The organism is Neisseria perflava, assembly GCF_019334725.1.
Taxonomy (GTDB): Bacteria; Pseudomonadota; Gammaproteobacteria; order Burkholderiales; family Neisseriaceae; genus Neisseria; species Neisseria subflava_A.
The window spans coordinates 1,140,553-1,155,608 of record NZ_CP079818.1 but is presented as its reverse complement, the minus strand read 5'-3'; the positions used below and the strand labels follow the sequence as shown (position 1 = coordinate 1,155,608).

The window sequence follows — 15,056 nt, the reverse complement described above, 5'->3', positions numbered from 1 at the left end:
GCGGTTTGTTTTCAGCTTAAACAGACAGTTATTGTTTTTTGCCGCCGAATACACCGAAGGCATTGTTACTTTTATCTTCTTTGTCATGATAACTGTATCGTCCCGCCATTTCGGCAGCTTTGTCACCGTAGAATCCGCCAGTTACAGAGCCTTGTGCATCTGAAGAAGTCCATTTACCGTTAAAGCTGCTGCCTGTAATATCTGCAGTAAAGGCTCGTTCATTCATGAACCATCTGTCACCACTATTGATTTTACCTGCGATAGTCTTGGTATCGAAGTTGACATCTGCGGTAAACGAACCGGTAGTACGGTAGCCTCCTGTATCACCCACCCAGTTTTCCTTATTATCCAAGTTGCGGGCACGGAAATTCAACACATCGCCGGCATACTTGGCTGTCCCTGACGGTAGAGAGGCACTCATTACCCCCTGAACAAACAAGGAGTAGGCATTATCGGCAAGTTTTGCCGCACCGAAGACAACATTGCTCAAATTGCCTGAAGCAACAAACGATTTGTAGTCCGAACCCAATTCAGTTCGATAGAGCTTGTTGGTAACAGGTGACAAAGCGATTGTCGTACCGTTGATAACGACTTTGGTCAAATCGGCGATATTCGATAAGAAGTATTGCTCGCCTGTTTCACCTTTTTTCAATTCAGCTGCGGCGGCATCATCTTTAGGTTTGGTTACGGGCGCATCAGGTTTGGCAACCGGCGCATCAGGCTGTCCGCCTGCTTGAGCTGCCGCATCTTGGCGTTTTGCACCAAACACACCGCGCGCCACTACGTCTTCATCACGTTGGTTTTTGCCTGCCGCACTATATGTACCGGCAAGTTGGTCTGCCTTCGCGCCAAAGAATCCGCCTTGCATCGTACCTTGCTTGTTGGAGAAGGTGTTGCCGTGCAAATCGCCATTGAAAGACAAATTTTCCGCCATATCGCGCGCATTGGATTTGACGACACCTGCAATCCTATCGCCACCGCTACCACCGCCAACCGTTTGATCGGAATAGCGGTTGATGCCGACATTGATGGTTTTTTGGTCGAAATTGACTCTTGCGGTAACATCGGTTGCTTTGGCGGCAGAATACAGATTGGCCAGCTTGGCTTGCGAACCGGTTTCAAAAATTTCTTGCAGACCTCTTGTATCGATCGGCAGTCCGTTTGGGAAATGCAGGCCGATGCCTTTATAGGTTGCATCCCCTCTTTGGGCTGCAACGGTATCGCTGCCTGATGGCGTGCCTTGGACAAACAACGCCTGTTTCACATCACGCAGATCGCTGACATCGGCAACACCGCCGTAACGAACGTCAGGCAGCAGGTCGCCGCTGTGTACCGCATATTGTGCTGCATCGGCTTTACCGCCGTTCGTACTTCTTTCGCCCAACGTGAACTCACCTGCTTTAACGTCTTTGGTATTAATGGCGACACCATCAAGTACGACGCTGTTTTTATCCGAAGCAGTCGGAGCTTCGGTTTTGGCATATTCCAAATCGCCGGTTTCACGCTTTTTCGCTACCAAGACACCGCCATCCAAAGCCTTGCTCATTACTTTGCCTTCACCGCCAAAACCTTGACCTGAATTGGCCTCATTGGCTTTCTTAGCTTCCTCAGCTTTCTTGGCCTCTTCAGCTTTCTTAGCGTCTTCAGCTTTCTTGGCTTCTTCAGCTTTCTTGGCTTCTTCAGCTTTCTTGGCTTCTTCAGCTTTCTTGGCTTCTTCAGCTTTCTTGGCTTCTTCAGCTTTCTTGGCTTCTTCAGCTTTCTTGGCTTCTTCAGCTTTCTTGGCTTCTTCAGCTTTCTTGGCTTCTTCAGCTTTCTTGGCTTCTTCAGCTTTCTTGGCTTCTTCAGCTTTCTTGGCTTCTTCAGCTTTCTTGGCTTCTTCAGCTTTCTTGGCTTCTTCAGCTTTCTTGGCTTCTTCAGCTTTCTTGGCTTCTTCAGCTTTCTTAGCGTCTTCTGTTTGTTTTGAATCACCTCCTCCGCCCGAGCCGGAATTATTGCCCGGCTGTTGCGGGGTCGGTGCAGACTGTGCAGACGGCGTGCCACCACCGCTTGAACCGCATGCACTCAATGCGATGCTGCAGGCAATCGCCAACATACTTAATTTAAATGATTCCTTCATGGTCAAACTCCTGAATGTGATAATGGTATTTTGGAATGATGGTGATAAAATATTTGATAATTATTTACATCAAACCAATTAAAATATACCGCAAATGCGGATAACCAAATGGTACTAAACTTGCATCAGTATGAAGGTCGTCTGAAAACAGAATTTATGAATCCGCGTATACAGATGTGTTTCAGACGACCTCTACTTATATCGTCAAACCATTAATGACGGTGCGGAACAAAGCCTTCCGGAGCTTCCGCACCTGCAGGCAGGTCAAATGTTTCGCGCAGAACGACTTTGTAGAACGCAAATGCATCTTTTGCACCTTGAATCGCTTCGGCTTCAGCTTCAGGACTTAAACCCAAAGCATTCAGATGCTCGACAAACGCACGCCAATGTTTGCCGCGGCCGTTCGGATGGGGGGCGAGGTGGCGCGCGCCGTGTTCGCCGGTGTAATCCAGTTTTTGCGCGTGTTTAAACAAAAATGCTGCGCCCAAATTGGAACCTTCGGCGCAATACAGCCAACCGATGGCTTTGTTGCCGGTTTCATGTGGCAACGGTTTACCGTATTCGTAAGGTTTGTCGCCCAAATCAGCCAAGTCTTGCGTTACCGCGTCGTAACGCGCCATGTATTCCAGCTCAGGAATGGCTTTGTTCAACTCGGAGTCTTTATAAATATGATCGACCGCTTTGTGGAACACTGATTGCAGTTTCAAAAATTTGATGTAATTCTCTTTGTTGGTAAACGGCTCGACAGACATAACCAAGTTGTCCACGCTATCGTGAATAGTTGTAGTTTGCTCTTTCAGCCGTTTGGCAAAAGTCAGCTCTTGTGTTTCGCTCATGTGAATATCCTTCATACAGTTTCAGACGACCTTCCGGCCGCCTTTATTTAAACAAGGTGGATTGGATAGATTTGAAAACGGACACGGGATGGAAGCCAAGGTTTGTGGGATTGGAAACCCACCAAACCTGGTTGAAAACAAACCATCGGGTTTCGTTATTTTATGAAATATTTTTTAAAAATATATATCATTCCAATTCAAATGGCAAGAGAATGGTTTGCAGCTACTTGCAACTACAAGATAATAACGGACAATTTTCCACCTTCGGCAAACAAGAGAGGCAGGCTTAACGGAAAATGATTCCTTAACCATAAAAAATATTGTTTACAAAGACATGACAACATCTCGGTAGACGCCGTCCTTGCCTCACCTGCGTCAAAACGGCATACTTTCGCCATACCGAGCCGCAGGTCGTCTGAAACCTGCCACACTGTCAAAAAGGAAGAAACAACATGAACCCTATCCGCCCCTTCTTAGACCATACTCCGCAAATTCACGAATCCTGCCTCATCGACGAAACCTCCGTCATCATCGGCGAAGTATCGCTTGCCGAAGACGTATCCGTTTGGCCGTATGCCGTGTTGCACGGCGACGTGAACAGCATCAGCATCGGCGCGCGCAGCAATGTACAGGACGGCAGTGTCTTGCACGTTTCGCACAAAAACGCGGAAAAGCCCGAAGGCTCACCCCTTATCATCGGCGAAGACGTAACCGTCGGACACAAAGTCATGCTGCACGGCTGCCGCATCGGCGATCGTGTGTTGATTGGGATGGGTACGATTATTCTGGACGATACCGTCATCGAAGACGACGTGATGATAGGTGCAGGCAGTTTGGTGCCGCCACGCAAACGTTTGGAAAGCGGCTATCTCTATGTCGGTTCGCCCGTCAAACAAGTCCGCCCGCTGACCGAAAAAGAAAAAGAATTTTTGAAATATTCTTCCGCGCATTATGTGCGGCTGGCAGGCCAACACAAGCAGTCAAAATAATTTTCAGGCGACCTTATATCCCTTAAAAAAGAAAGTTTTATGCACACACTCTACCTAGCCTCCGGCAGCCCGCGCCGCCGCGAAATTTTGGAAAACCTAGGATTCAAAGTTATCCGTATCCCTGCCGACATCGACGAAACGCCGCATTCCGACGAAAAAGCCGCCGATTATGTGCAACGTATGGCGCAGGAAAAAAATGCCGCCGCTGTCGAGCAATGGTTTGCCGCACACGACGCGTCGCCCGAATATCCGATTCTGACTGCCGACACTACGGTCGCCTATCAAAACCACATCCTCGGCAAACCGGAAACCGAAGCCCAAGCAGCCGAAATGCTCGCCCGGCGTTCAGGGCAGACGCATCAGGTGCTGACTGCCGTATGCGTATATTGGCAAGGGAGAGCGCACGGCGTTTTGCAAACCAGCGATGTACGTTTCAAAACCTTGTCTGCCGAAGAAATATCCGCCTATATCCGAAGTGGCGAACCGATGGACAAAGCGGGCGCGTATGGCATTCAGGGTTTGGGCGGCGTGTTTGTCGAGCATTTGCAAGGCAGCTTTACAGGCGTGATGGGCCTGCCCGTTTACGAAACGGTCGGCTTGTTGGAACAATTCGGATTGAGTATTCCCCCATTTGCCTGATTTTAAATACCTTCAAACAAACATTATGAAAACATACGTCTTCCCCTTTTTATCCGCAGTATTCCTTCTCGCTGGCTGCACCACTTTTTCAGACGACGGTACAACCGCCATCCGCAAAGGCAACGACAGTATCCTCTCTTTCGGGAAGCTTGGCTCCGCTATAGAAGATGCGCCCGCAGGCGGCTGGGTCATGCTCGGCGATCAATACACCTATGAGACCTTTGCAAAAAAGCCCTTCCTTCGACAGCTGAAACTCCAAACACAGGTTTTCGTCTATTTCCGCTCCTAATTACTCCTGATTTTACCCAAATACCCCCTTAATCCTCCCCGGACACCCGATAATCAGGCATCCGGCCGCCTTTTAGGCGGCAGCAGGCGCACTTAGCCTGTTAGCGGCTTTCAATAGGTTCAAACACATCGCCTTCAGATGGCTTTGTGCACTCACTTTAATCAGTCCAAAATAGGCTGCCCGCGCATAGCGGAACTTCCGGTGTAACGTACCGAAGCTTTGTTCGACCACATAACGGGTTTTCGACAAATATCGGTTGCGTTTGGTTTGCGCTTCCGACAGCGGATGGTTACTGTGTGCTTTGCGCATAATGCCGTCCTGCAGCCGATGCTCTTTCAGATGTTGCTGGTTTTCCTTACTGTCGTAGCCTTTGTCGGCATAGACGGTCGTACCTTTGGATAGGCCTTCCAACAAAGGCAACAGGTGTTTGCATTCATGGGCATTGGCAGGGGTAATGTGCAGTTTCTCAATATAGCCTTCCGCATCGGTACGGGTATGTTGTTTGTACCCGAGTTTGTAGAGGCCGTTTTTCTTTATCCAACGGGCATCGCTGTCTTTACTCGGCGTGGTTTGGCCGCTGATTTGCCCTTCTTCATCGACTTCTATAGCCTGGCGTTGTTTGCTGCCGGCGGTCTGAATAATGATGGCGTCAATGACGGCGACGGATGCTTTCTCTACTTTTAAGCCTTTTTCAGTCAGTTGGCGGTTGATCAGTTCCAGCAGTTCGGATAGGGTGTCGTCTTGCGCCAGCCAGTTGCGGTAGCGACATAAGGTGCTGTAATCGGGGATGCTCAGTTCGTCAAAACGGCAAAACAGGTTGAAATCGATGCGGGTGATGAGGCTGTGTTCGAGTTCGGGATCGGAAAGGCTGTGCCATTGGCCGAGCAGGACGGCTTTGAACATGGACAACAGGGGATAGGCGGGACGGCCGCGGTGGTCTCGGAGGTAACGGGTTTTTTGACGATTCAGGTATTGTTCGATCGGTTGCCAATCAATCACTTGATCCAACTTCAATAGTGGGAAACGGTCGATGTGTTTGGCGATCATGGCTTGGGCGGTTTGCTGAAAGAAGGTACTCATGGAAAATCCCCTAAATGTCTTGGTGGGAATTTAGGGGATTTTGGGGAATTTTGCAAAGGTCTCGGCCTATAATCTATCTGCCACACTCAAATATTCATTTTAAAAGCAAATTTATATCAAATAAGTACTTTTGCTTTATAATAACAACAAATACCCAACAAACAGGGAACAAACATGAAAAAAACACTAATGACACTTATCCTTTGCGCACTGACTCCTGCCGCCCTAGCTGCCGATACTTACGGCTACCTGGCCATGTGGCAAAACCCTGCCGACAGCAATGAAGCGCTGCAAATCAAAACCACCAAAGAAAATGCCACACAACTGGATGCAACAGCCGAGCTCGAAACATTCTGTAAAGGCCAAGATGCCTTAGCCGGTATCGGCGCAGGCCAAGCAACAGGCTGCAAAACGGTTGTCCCACTGCACAATACCTGTATCGCTGTTGCCTACCCTAAAGCCATGGGCAAATTGACTGCTCAAAACGTGGTGGCCATTACCTCCCCGCGTTTCAAAACCGTGCATCAAATTGCCTTGAACCAGTGTATCAAAAAATACGGCTCACAAGGACAATGTGCTTTAGAAACAGTCTATTGTACTTCTGAAACCTACTATCAAGGTACGGTCAAAACCCTCTGGGAAAAAATCAAATCCATTTAAGGTCGTCTGAAAATAAAACTGGGTTGCCCGATATTCTCCATATCACGGCAAGCCGGTTTTTTATTCTGGCTTTTATTTGCTGTTTTTTTCCAACAATTTGGCCACAACGCCTTCAGCCTGTTTCACCAAATCAGGATTGGTTCGGAAGTGGTTTTCATCGTTCAAAGAGTAGCTGACCGTAGAAACCGCATACTTCGTGCTTCTCAACACAAATACGCCTTTACGCAAGATTTCGTTATTGCCTTTGGTTTTGTAACGCAGGTTATACGGGCAAGAAGAATCATACAGTTTGCCACGGTTGTCTGCGGTTACAATAGTGCTGCCAATGCCGCGTTTTGCCAAAGCTTTAGACAAAGCACGATCCAAATCATGCGGTCTTACTTTTGCATTTTGAATGATGCAGACATGTTTGATACTGGTTAGCTCTTCAGGTTTCAATACTCTTTGTTCCGTAGTGGAACAAGCGCCCAGCAACAATACGGCTGAAGCCGCCGCTAAAATCATGGTTTTCATCTGTTTTCCTTTTTAAAGTTTTCAAACAATAAATATTCAGACGGCCTTTCTGCAAAGGCCGTCTGAAAAAATCAACGTACGTTTTTCATCAAACGCTGTTTCTCACGCTTCCAATCTGCTTCTTTCAGGCTTTGGCGTTTGTCATGCTGTTTCTTACCCTTGGCCAAACCGATTTCCACTTTGATTCTACCGCGGGTGTAATGCAGGTTTAAGGGCACAATCGTATAACCGGCACGTTCGGTTTTACCGATTAACTTGTTGATTTCCGATTGTTTCAACAACAACTTACGCGGACGGACAGGGTCGGGTTTGACGTGTGTCGAGGCAGTAGGCAATGCGGTAATGTGGCAGCCCACCAAATAAAATGCGTCTTTTTTCCAGTAGATATAGCTTTCTTTTAATTGCACGCGTGCAGCGCGGATGGCTTTGACTTCCCATCCTTCCAATACTATACCGGCTTCGATTTGGTCTTCGATAAAGAAATCGTGAAAGGCTTTTTTATTATTGGCAATACTCATTGTGCTGATTCTTTACAAACTTTTCAGACGGCCTATTTTATCAGGCATGCTTAAAAAAATAAAACGGCAAACAATTTTGAAACGTTTATTCGCTTAAAACATGGCGGCGGTAAAAGCGGTCTATATCGGCAATGGCTTTTTCATCTTCAGGGCGCAAATCCAGTTTCAAATCGGCAAGGCGGATCAAGATTTGGTCTTCACGCTCGGCAACGGCGCAGCTGACCTCACCTTCGCTGCGAAAATGACGGATAAGCTCGTCCAACTGGTTTAAAGCATTTTGATAAGATGAATTTTGATTCATAATTTTTGACCCGAACGCCCATAAAAAATGGCGGGAAACCCCGCCATGATTTTACGGCTTACGCCGCGCATTTGATTAAGCAGCTTGAATATTAGCAGCTTGTTTGCCTTTAGGGCCGGTGGTTACGTCGAAAGATACGCGTTGACCTTCTTTCAGGGTTTTGAAACCATCCATGTTGATCGCTGAGAAGTGAGCGAACAAATCTTCGCCACCTTCATCAGGAGTGATGAAACCAAAACCTTTAGCGTCGTTAAACCATTTTACGATACCGGTTGCCATTAGAAACTTCCTATACTTAAAAATTAACAAAATCAGCAAAACAAGGCATACAGCAAACTAAAACGTTCAGCGTTTCTCCCGCGTATTGCATACGCGGTCGAGTGCCAACTTCTGCTTAACCGTCTTTTTACATTTGTTAAGACAAAACGTCAAGCTATGTTTTCAAAAAAGTGGGAAAATAGAAAAAAATTGCCGAAATACAACAGAAAACTGTTTACACTCTAAAACAGGCCGTCTGAAAACTGAAACCTAAGATTATGAACCATCCGAATACTGACCACCAATCCGATACCCTGCTCAGCGATATCAATACACAGCCGCCGAAACGTTACGGCGTATTTTTATTGAACGACGATTACACCACCATGGAGTTTGTCGTCGAAATCCTGACCGAAGTCTTTATGCTTGCACAGGAACAGGCAGTGGCCGTCATGCTGCTGGTGCACCACGAAGGCAAAGGCCTGTGCGGCACCTACACGCGCGATATTGCCCAGACTAAGCAACATCAGGTCATGGAACGTGCCAAAGCTGAAGGGCATCCGCTCAAATGTATAGTCGAAGAGGTTTAAACCATGCTTTCACCCGAATTGGAACACATCCTGCAACTGCTCTACCGTGAAGCACGCAACGCCCGTTATGAATTTATCAGCTTGGAACACCTGCTTTTGGTGCTGATAGAAGAAGATGCGGCTGTGCCGAACGTCTTGAAACTGTGTGGTGCGGATTTGAAAGTCCTGTCCGAGCAGCTTGCCGCCAGCGTTGCTGAAAATACGCCGCAAATTCCCGATCATCTTCTGGATACGGTCGAAACCCAGCCGACATTGGGCTTCCAACGCGTCATCCAACGGGCGATGGTGCATACCCAGTCTGCCGGTAAAGCCGCAGTAGAACCTTTGGATATTTTGGTTGCCATGATGAGCGAATCCGAAAGCCATGCCGTCTATTTCCTCAAATTGCAATCCATTACGCGCTTTGAAGTCTTGCGTTGCATTGCCCATGGCTCGCCTGATGACGAAGACTGCAATGATTCAGACGGCCTGGGACGCGAGGGCGAAGAAGCGGAACAGAAAACCGGCTCTCTTTCCGACTACACCGTCAACCTCAACGCCGAAGTCAAAGCCGGCCGTATCGACCCTTTGATTGGTCGCAAACACGAAATGGAAAGGCTGGTACAAATCCTGTGCCGCCGCCGCAAAAACAATCCGCTTTTGGTCGGCGAGGCTGGTGTGGGCAAAACCGCGCTGGCGGAAGGCTTAGCACACCAAATCGTCAACGGCGATATTCCCGACGTGCTGAAAGAAGCCGAAGTATACGCACTGGATATGGGTTCGCTTTTGGCGGGCACGAAATACCGCGGCGACTTTGAAGCACGGGTCAAATCCGTCTTGAAACAGCTCGAAAAAATCCCGCACGCCATTTTATTCATCGACGAAATCCACACCATCATCGGCGCGGGCAGCACCAGCGGCGGCACAATGGATGCGTCTAACCTGCTCAAACCTGCGCTGGCAAAAGGCTCGCTGCGCTGCATCGGTGCGACCACTTATGACGAATACCGTACCATTTTCGACAAAGACCACGCCTTAAGCCGCCGTTTCCAAAAAATTGACGTGGTCGAGCCTACCATTTCCGAAACCGTACAAATCCTGCGCGGCTTGAAACCGATGTTTGAAGATTTCCACCAAGTCCGCTATACGCAAGGCGCACTTGAAGCCGCAGCCGAACTTTCCGCCCGCTACATCAACGAACGTTTCCTGCCCGACAAAGCCATCGACGTGATGGACGAAGCAGGCGCGGCGCAACGGATTCTGCCCAAATCCAAACAGAAAAAAGTCATCGGCAAAGCGCAAATCGAAACCGTCATCGCCAAAGTCGCACGGATTCCCGAAAAAACCGTGTCGCACGACGACAAACAAGTGCTGCAATTCCTCGGCCGCGATTTGAAAAACATGGTTTACGGTCAGGAAAACGCCATCGACGCGCTGGTTGCCGCCGTTAAAATGTCGCGCTCCGGCCTCGCCCTGCCCGACAAACCGATAGGCTGCTTCCTCTTCTCCGGCCCGACCGGCGTCGGCAAAACCGAAGTCGCCAAACAGCTTGCCTACTCGATGGGCGTACCGCTGCAACGCTTTGATATGTCCGAATACATGGAACGCCATGCCGTATCGCGCCTCATCGGCGCGCCGCCTGGCTACGTCGGCTTTGAACAAGGTGGCCTTTTGACCGAAGCCGTCAACAAACAGCCGCATTGCGTGTTGCTCTTGGACGAAATCGAAAAAGCTCACCCCGATATTTTCAACGTCCTCCTACAAGTCATGGATGCAGGCAAACTGACCGACAACAACGGCAAGAGTGCCGACTTCCGCAACGTCATCCTGATTATGACCACCAACGCCGGCGCGGAAAGCCTCAGCCGCCCCAGCCTCGGCTTTACCGCCAAACGCGAGCGCGGCGATGAAATGCAGGCCATCAACAAGCTCTTCACGCCCGAGTTCCGCAACCGCTTAGACGCGATTATCCCATTTGCGCCCTTGTCCGAGCCTATTATCGTTAAAGTCGTGGACAAATTCCTGCTCCAGCTCGAACACCAGCTCCTCGACAAAAAAGTCGAAGCCGAATTCACGCCGGCATTGCGTAAATATCTGGCGGAAAAAGGTTTCGACCCGCAAATGGGCGCACGCCCAATGAACCGCCTGATTCAGGAAAAAATCCGCAAACCGCTCGCCGACGAACTCCTGTTCGGCAAACTCGCCGAAGGCGGCTTTGTGCTGATAGACTGGGATGCAGCGAAAGAAGAAGCCGTGTTGAAGTTTAAGAAAAGCAAGGTCAAACCTGAAACAGAAACTGTTTAACCGACTAAAAAATAAAAGGCCGTCTGAAATTTCAGACGGCCTTTTTATCTCAATCAAAAATCTGATTTACAAAACGGATTTAACAGTGGCAACCACATTGTCTACGGTAAATCCGAATTCTTTGAACAGCAAGTCAGCAGGTGCAGACTCGCCAAAGCGGTTGATACCGACCACGGCGCCGTTCAAACCGACGTATTTATACCAACCGTCGGCATGTCCGGCTTCTACGGCTACGCGTGGCAAGCCTTCCGGCAGAACCGCGGCTTTATAGGCGGCATCTTGGCGGTCGAATACATTGGTAGAAGGCATGGAAACAACGCGCACGGCAATACCTTGTTCTGCCAATACTTTTTGCGCTTCCAGAGCCAATTCAACTTCAGAACCGGTAGCAATTACAACAGCCTGTGCATTGCCTTGAGCTTCACTGATTACATAAGCACCGCGTTTGATGTCGTTTAGCTGTTGCTCATCACGCGCTTGGAATTTCAGGTTTTGACGGCTGAAAATCAGGCTGGACGGATGATCGGCCGCTTTAACAGCTTCAGACCACGCTACCAAAGATTCAACGGTATCGCATGGACGCCATACATCCATATTTGGAATCAGGCGCAGAGTGGCAGTTTGCTCGATAGGTTGGTGGGTCGGACCGTCTTCGCCCAAACCGATGGAATCGTGGGTGAACACAAATACAGGGTTGATTTTCATCAGCGAAGCCATACGTAAGGCGTTACGCTCGTATTCGCTGAACATCAGGAAAGTCGCGCCGAATGGTTTAACACCGCCATGCAGGGTAAGGCCATTCATCACCGCGCCCATACCGAATTCACGCACGCCGTAGTGAATATAGTTGCCGCCGTGTTCGCGGGTAACGGAAACGCTGTTTGACCAGTCAGTCAGGTTGGACGGGGTCAAGTCGGCAGAACCGCCCACCAATTCAGGCAGCTCTTTTGCCAAGATTTCGATGCTGTTTTGGCTGGCTTTACGGGTCGCGATGGTTTCTGCTTTGGCACACACTTCTTTCAATGCGGCTTGAACGTAAGCATCGAAATTTTCAGGCAGTTTTTTATCCATGCGGCGCACGAATTCTGCAGCTTCGGCAGGATATTTGGCTTGATATTGAGCGAAGAGTTCGTTCCATTCGGCCTCAAGTTTCGCGCCTTTTTCTTTTGCATCCCATGCTGCATAGATTTCTTGAGGGATTTCAAACGCAGGATAAGCCCAACCCAAATGTTTGCGCGTGGCTTCGATCTCATCCGCACCCAAAGGCGCACCGTGGGTTTTGTGACTGCCTTCTTTGTTGGCACTGCCTTTACCGATTAAGGTTTTGCAGCAAATCAGGGAAGGTTTGCCGGTTTCGGCTTTGGCCGCTTCAATGGCCGTCTGAATGGCATCAGTGTCATGACCGTTTACATTTGGAATCACATGCCAGCCGTAGCTTTCAAAGCGTTGCGGAATATTTTCGGTAAACCAACCGTCCACTTTACCATCGATGGAAATATTGTTGTCATCATATAAAACAATCAGTTTGCCCAAGCCCAAAGTACCGGCAAGCGAGCAGGCTTCATGCGATACGCCTTCCATCATGCAGCCGTCGCCCATGAAAACGTAGGTGTAGTGGTCAACGATATTCAAACCGTCTTTATTGAATTCGGCAGCCAAGATTTTTTCGGCCAAAGCCATGCCCACAGCGTTGGCAATACCTTGTCCCAATGGACCGGTCGTGGTTTCCACACCGTCGGTGTAGCCATATTCAGGATGGCCGGGGGTTTTGCTGTGCAGTTGGCGGAAGTTTTTCAGATCATCAATGGAAACGTTGTAGCCGGTCAGGTGCAACAGGCTGTAAAGAATCATGGAAGCATGACCATTGGAGAGGACAAAACGGTCGCGGTTGTAGAATTTCGGGTTGGCTGGATTATGATTGAGGAACTTCGTCCACAATACTTCCGCCATTTCCGCCATACCCATAGGCGCACCCGGGTGGCCAGAGTTGGCTTTTTGTACGGCATCGACTGAGAGGAAACGGATTGCGTTTGCCAGTTGAGACATGGTTTGACCTTCCTTGGACAAGATTGGAAATATGAAAAAAGTGTGCCGATTATCGCCTGAATCAGCCGTGCTTTCAAGAATAGCCTTTGATATTTGCATTGTCAGACGGCATGATTTCCAATAGGCCGTCTGAAACGGACGGGATAGATGATATTAACTGTTATTTCGTTTTGAAACAGTATGTTGTAAATTTTTTATCGGATAAATAGGAAATCGCTATAAGTATAAACCTACACTTATTCCGTAAGTCTTTGAATACTGCTCTTTTCAGACGGCCTTGTATGAGACAGGAGTACCGCAACTATTGTTAAGGGCAAACCCTGCTTTTGCTTTGCATAGAGCCAAATGTTATGATTTTATATGCACGCCTAAGGCCGTCTGAAAATACTCACATCAAACTACTACCATGACAAAAGGCTTGTGTGCACTTCATTAAGGAACACTGATTATGTCACCCGAAAACCAAGCTGAAAACACTCCCTCCTCAACAGATAAACCTGCCAAAACCGCTCCTCCTAAAACATTCAATCCAAGAGCCAGCGTTATCCAGATCCACCCTGAAGGCGAACGCATCCATCCGAAAAAAGCAGAAGGCCGGTTTGCCAAATTGCGTATTGCCGCCGTATTGGCCACGCAATTTGTGTTTTATGTGATTCCATGGTTTAACTGGAGTGGCCGTCAGGCAGTTTTATTCAATATCCCTGACCGTCATTTTTTCATTTTCGGCCTGTCACTGGGCATGGGCGATTTGATTTACCTTGCCCTGCTGCTGATGATTTGTGCCTTCGGCCTGTTTTGGTGGACAACCATTGCCGGTCGTTTGTGGTGCGGCTATTCTTGCCCGCAAACGGTTTACACCGAAATCATGCTTTGGATCGACAACTTGGTTGAAGGCGACCGCAACAAACGTTTAAAACTGGAAAAATCGCCTTGGAACTTTACTAAAATCCGCATTAAAGCCACCAAAGCCCTGTTGATTTTCCTCTTCTGCGCATGGACAGGTATTACTTTCGCAGGCTGGTTTAATCCAATCCGTGAATTTGTTCCAGCCCTGTTTACCGGCGCGGCAGGCGGTGGCGCAATGTTTGCCGCAGCGTTTTACGGATTCATGACCTTCTTTTTTGCCCACATCATGCGCGAAAAAGTGTGTCTGCATATGTGCCCGTATGCACGCTTCCAAAGTGCGATGTTTGACAAAGACACACTGATTATTTCCTACGATACCGAACGCGGCGAACCTCGCGGTGCACGCAAAAAAACCGCCAACAAAGAAGACAGCGGCTTGGGTGACTGTATCAACTGTGCCATGTGTGTACAGGTCTGCCCTGTCGGCATCGACATCCGCAACGGTTTGCAATACCAATGTATCGGTTGTGCAGCCTGTATCGACGCTTGTGACGAAATCATGGACAAAATGGGTTATCCGCGCGGCCTGATCCGTTACACCACAGAAGGCGCAATGGAGCATGAATACCCTGAAAGCGACATCAAAAAACGCCTGAAACGCCCTCGCGTTGCAGGTTATGGTGCAGTATTGTTTGTGGTTATTATTGCTTTCTTAACCGGTATTGCCACTCGTAAAATGGTCGAAGTGGATATTCTGAAAGACCGCGGCGTGATGGTGCGCGAAAACAGCCAAGGCTGGGTGGAAAATGCCTACAACCTGCGCATCATTAATAAGAGTGAACATGAACAGACCGTTACTGCCACAGTCAAAGGTTTTGATGATATCGCCTTGACCGGCTTGCCTGAAAACGGTATTAAAATTGCGCCACGCGAAACCGTGACCATTCCGGTTCAAGTGTCCACCATCCCTGAGTACGCCGAAAAAGGCAGCCAGCCGATTGAATTTACTTTCACATATCGTGAAACCGATGACGCTGATGCCGAACCGACTGTCTTGAATGAAAAAGCAACCTTTATTGGAGAATAACAACG

Annotated in this window: 15 protein-coding genes; 7 read left to right on the top strand and 8 right to left on the bottom strand. The window is 48.7% G+C overall.

Annotation, left to right across the window (positions count from 1 at the left end; translation table 11 throughout):
* Positions 1-28 precede the first annotated feature (28 nt).
* Positions 29-2,116 (bottom strand): transferrin-binding protein-like solute binding protein, encoded by a 2,088-nt coding sequence (locus LPB400_RS05550; RefSeq protein WP_219088371.1) that lies wholly within the window; start codon positions 2,114-2,116, stop codon positions 29-31.
* Positions 2,117-2,328: 212 nt separating this feature from the next.
* On the bottom strand, positions 2,329-2,952 hold the full coding sequence (locus LPB400_RS05545; RefSeq protein ID WP_070461566.1) for a biliverdin-producing heme oxygenase: 624 nt from the start codon (positions 2,950-2,952) through the stop codon (positions 2,329-2,331).
* 452 nt (positions 2,953-3,404) lie between these two features.
* On the opposite strand from LPB400_RS05545, the gene LPB400_RS05540 reads away from it, so the two are divergent.
* The 3 genes from LPB400_RS05540 to LPB400_RS11005 are packed head-to-tail and all read left to right on the top strand — an operon-like array spanning position 3,405 to position 4,869.
* On the top strand, positions 3,405-3,941 hold the full coding sequence (locus tag LPB400_RS05540; RefSeq protein ID WP_070461565.1) for a gamma carbonic anhydrase family protein: 537 nt from the start codon (positions 3,405-3,407) through the stop codon (positions 3,939-3,941).
* Positions 3,942-3,980: 39 nt separating this feature from the next.
* Entirely contained in the window at positions 3,981-4,580 is a 600-nt protein-coding gene (locus LPB400_RS05535) for a Maf family protein (RefSeq protein ID WP_070461564.1), read from the top strand.
* A 25-nt stretch (positions 4,581-4,605) separates the two neighbouring features.
* The gene (locus LPB400_RS11005) at positions 4,606-4,869 is read left to right on the top strand and encodes a hypothetical protein (protein ID WP_070461563.1); all 264 of its coding nucleotides are present in this window, start codon (positions 4,606-4,608) and stop codon (positions 4,867-4,869) included.
* A gap of 72 nt (positions 4,870-4,941) precedes the next feature.
* Here the strand turns inward: LPB400_RS11005 and LPB400_RS05525 are convergent, their stop codons facing one another.
* Positions 4,942-5,949 (bottom strand): IS5 family transposase, encoded by a 1,008-nt coding sequence (locus LPB400_RS05525; RefSeq protein ID WP_107792527.1) that lies wholly within the window; start codon positions 5,947-5,949, stop codon positions 4,942-4,944.
* 174 nt (positions 5,950-6,123) lie between these two features.
* On the opposite strand from LPB400_RS05525, the gene LPB400_RS05520 reads away from it, so the two are divergent.
* Entirely contained in the window at positions 6,124-6,609 is a 486-nt protein-coding gene (locus LPB400_RS05520) for a DUF4189 domain-containing protein (protein WP_070608623.1), read from the top strand.
* 72 nt (positions 6,610-6,681) lie between these two features.
* Here the strand turns inward: LPB400_RS05520 and LPB400_RS05515 are convergent, their stop codons facing one another.
* The 4 genes from LPB400_RS05515 to LPB400_RS05500 all read right to left on the bottom strand — a co-directional run bounded on the left by LPB400_RS05515 (position 6,682) and on the right by LPB400_RS05500 (position 8,220).
* Positions 6,682-7,122 carry a hypothetical protein gene (locus LPB400_RS05515; protein WP_003682952.1) on the bottom strand — a complete coding sequence of 147 codons (441 nt, stop codon included), beginning with the start codon at positions 7,120-7,122 and terminating at the stop codon, positions 6,682-6,684.
* 71 nt (positions 7,123-7,193) lie between these two features.
* Positions 7,194-7,640, bottom strand: a complete 447-nt coding sequence (smpB, locus tag LPB400_RS05510; protein ID WP_003679566.1) for an SsrA-binding protein SmpB — start codon at positions 7,638-7,640, stop codon at positions 7,194-7,196.
* Positions 7,641-7,725: 85 nt separating this feature from the next.
* Positions 7,726-7,941, bottom strand: a complete 216-nt coding sequence (locus LPB400_RS05505; protein ID WP_003679564.1) for a hypothetical protein — start codon at positions 7,939-7,941, stop codon at positions 7,726-7,728.
* Positions 7,942-8,016: 75 nt separating this feature from the next.
* A complete protein-coding gene (locus tag LPB400_RS05500; protein ID WP_003682902.1) occupies positions 8,017-8,220 on the bottom strand; it encodes a cold-shock protein in 204 nt (67 codons plus the stop codon).
* Positions 8,221-8,477: 257 nt separating this feature from the next.
* Here LPB400_RS05500 and clpS point away from each other — a divergent pair, with 257 nt between their 5' ends.
* Both clpS and clpA read left to right on the top strand, forming a co-directional pair.
* The gene (gene clpS / locus LPB400_RS05495) at positions 8,478-8,789 is read left to right on the top strand and encodes an ATP-dependent Clp protease adapter ClpS (RefSeq protein ID WP_003679561.1); all 312 of its coding nucleotides are present in this window, start codon (positions 8,478-8,480) and stop codon (positions 8,787-8,789) included.
* Positions 8,790-8,792: 3 nt separating this feature from the next.
* Complete coding sequence (clpA, locus tag LPB400_RS05490) at positions 8,793-11,072, top strand: ATP-dependent Clp protease ATP-binding subunit ClpA (RefSeq protein ID WP_107768765.1); 2,280 nt, start codon at positions 8,793-8,795, stop codon at positions 11,070-11,072.
* 66 nt (positions 11,073-11,138) lie between these two features.
* On the opposite strand, the gene tkt is transcribed toward clpA, so the two are convergent.
* Positions 11,139-13,118 (bottom strand): transketolase, encoded by a 1,980-nt coding sequence (gene tkt, locus LPB400_RS05485; RefSeq protein ID WP_107768766.1) that lies wholly within the window; start codon positions 13,116-13,118, stop codon positions 11,139-11,141.
* A gap of 448 nt (positions 13,119-13,566) precedes the next feature.
* Between tkt and ccoG the strand changes: the two genes are divergently transcribed.
* Entirely contained in the window at positions 13,567-15,051 is a 1,485-nt protein-coding gene (gene ccoG / locus LPB400_RS05480; protein ID WP_107792528.1) for a cytochrome c oxidase accessory protein CcoG, read from the top strand.
* Positions 15,052-15,056 lie beyond the last annotated feature (5 nt).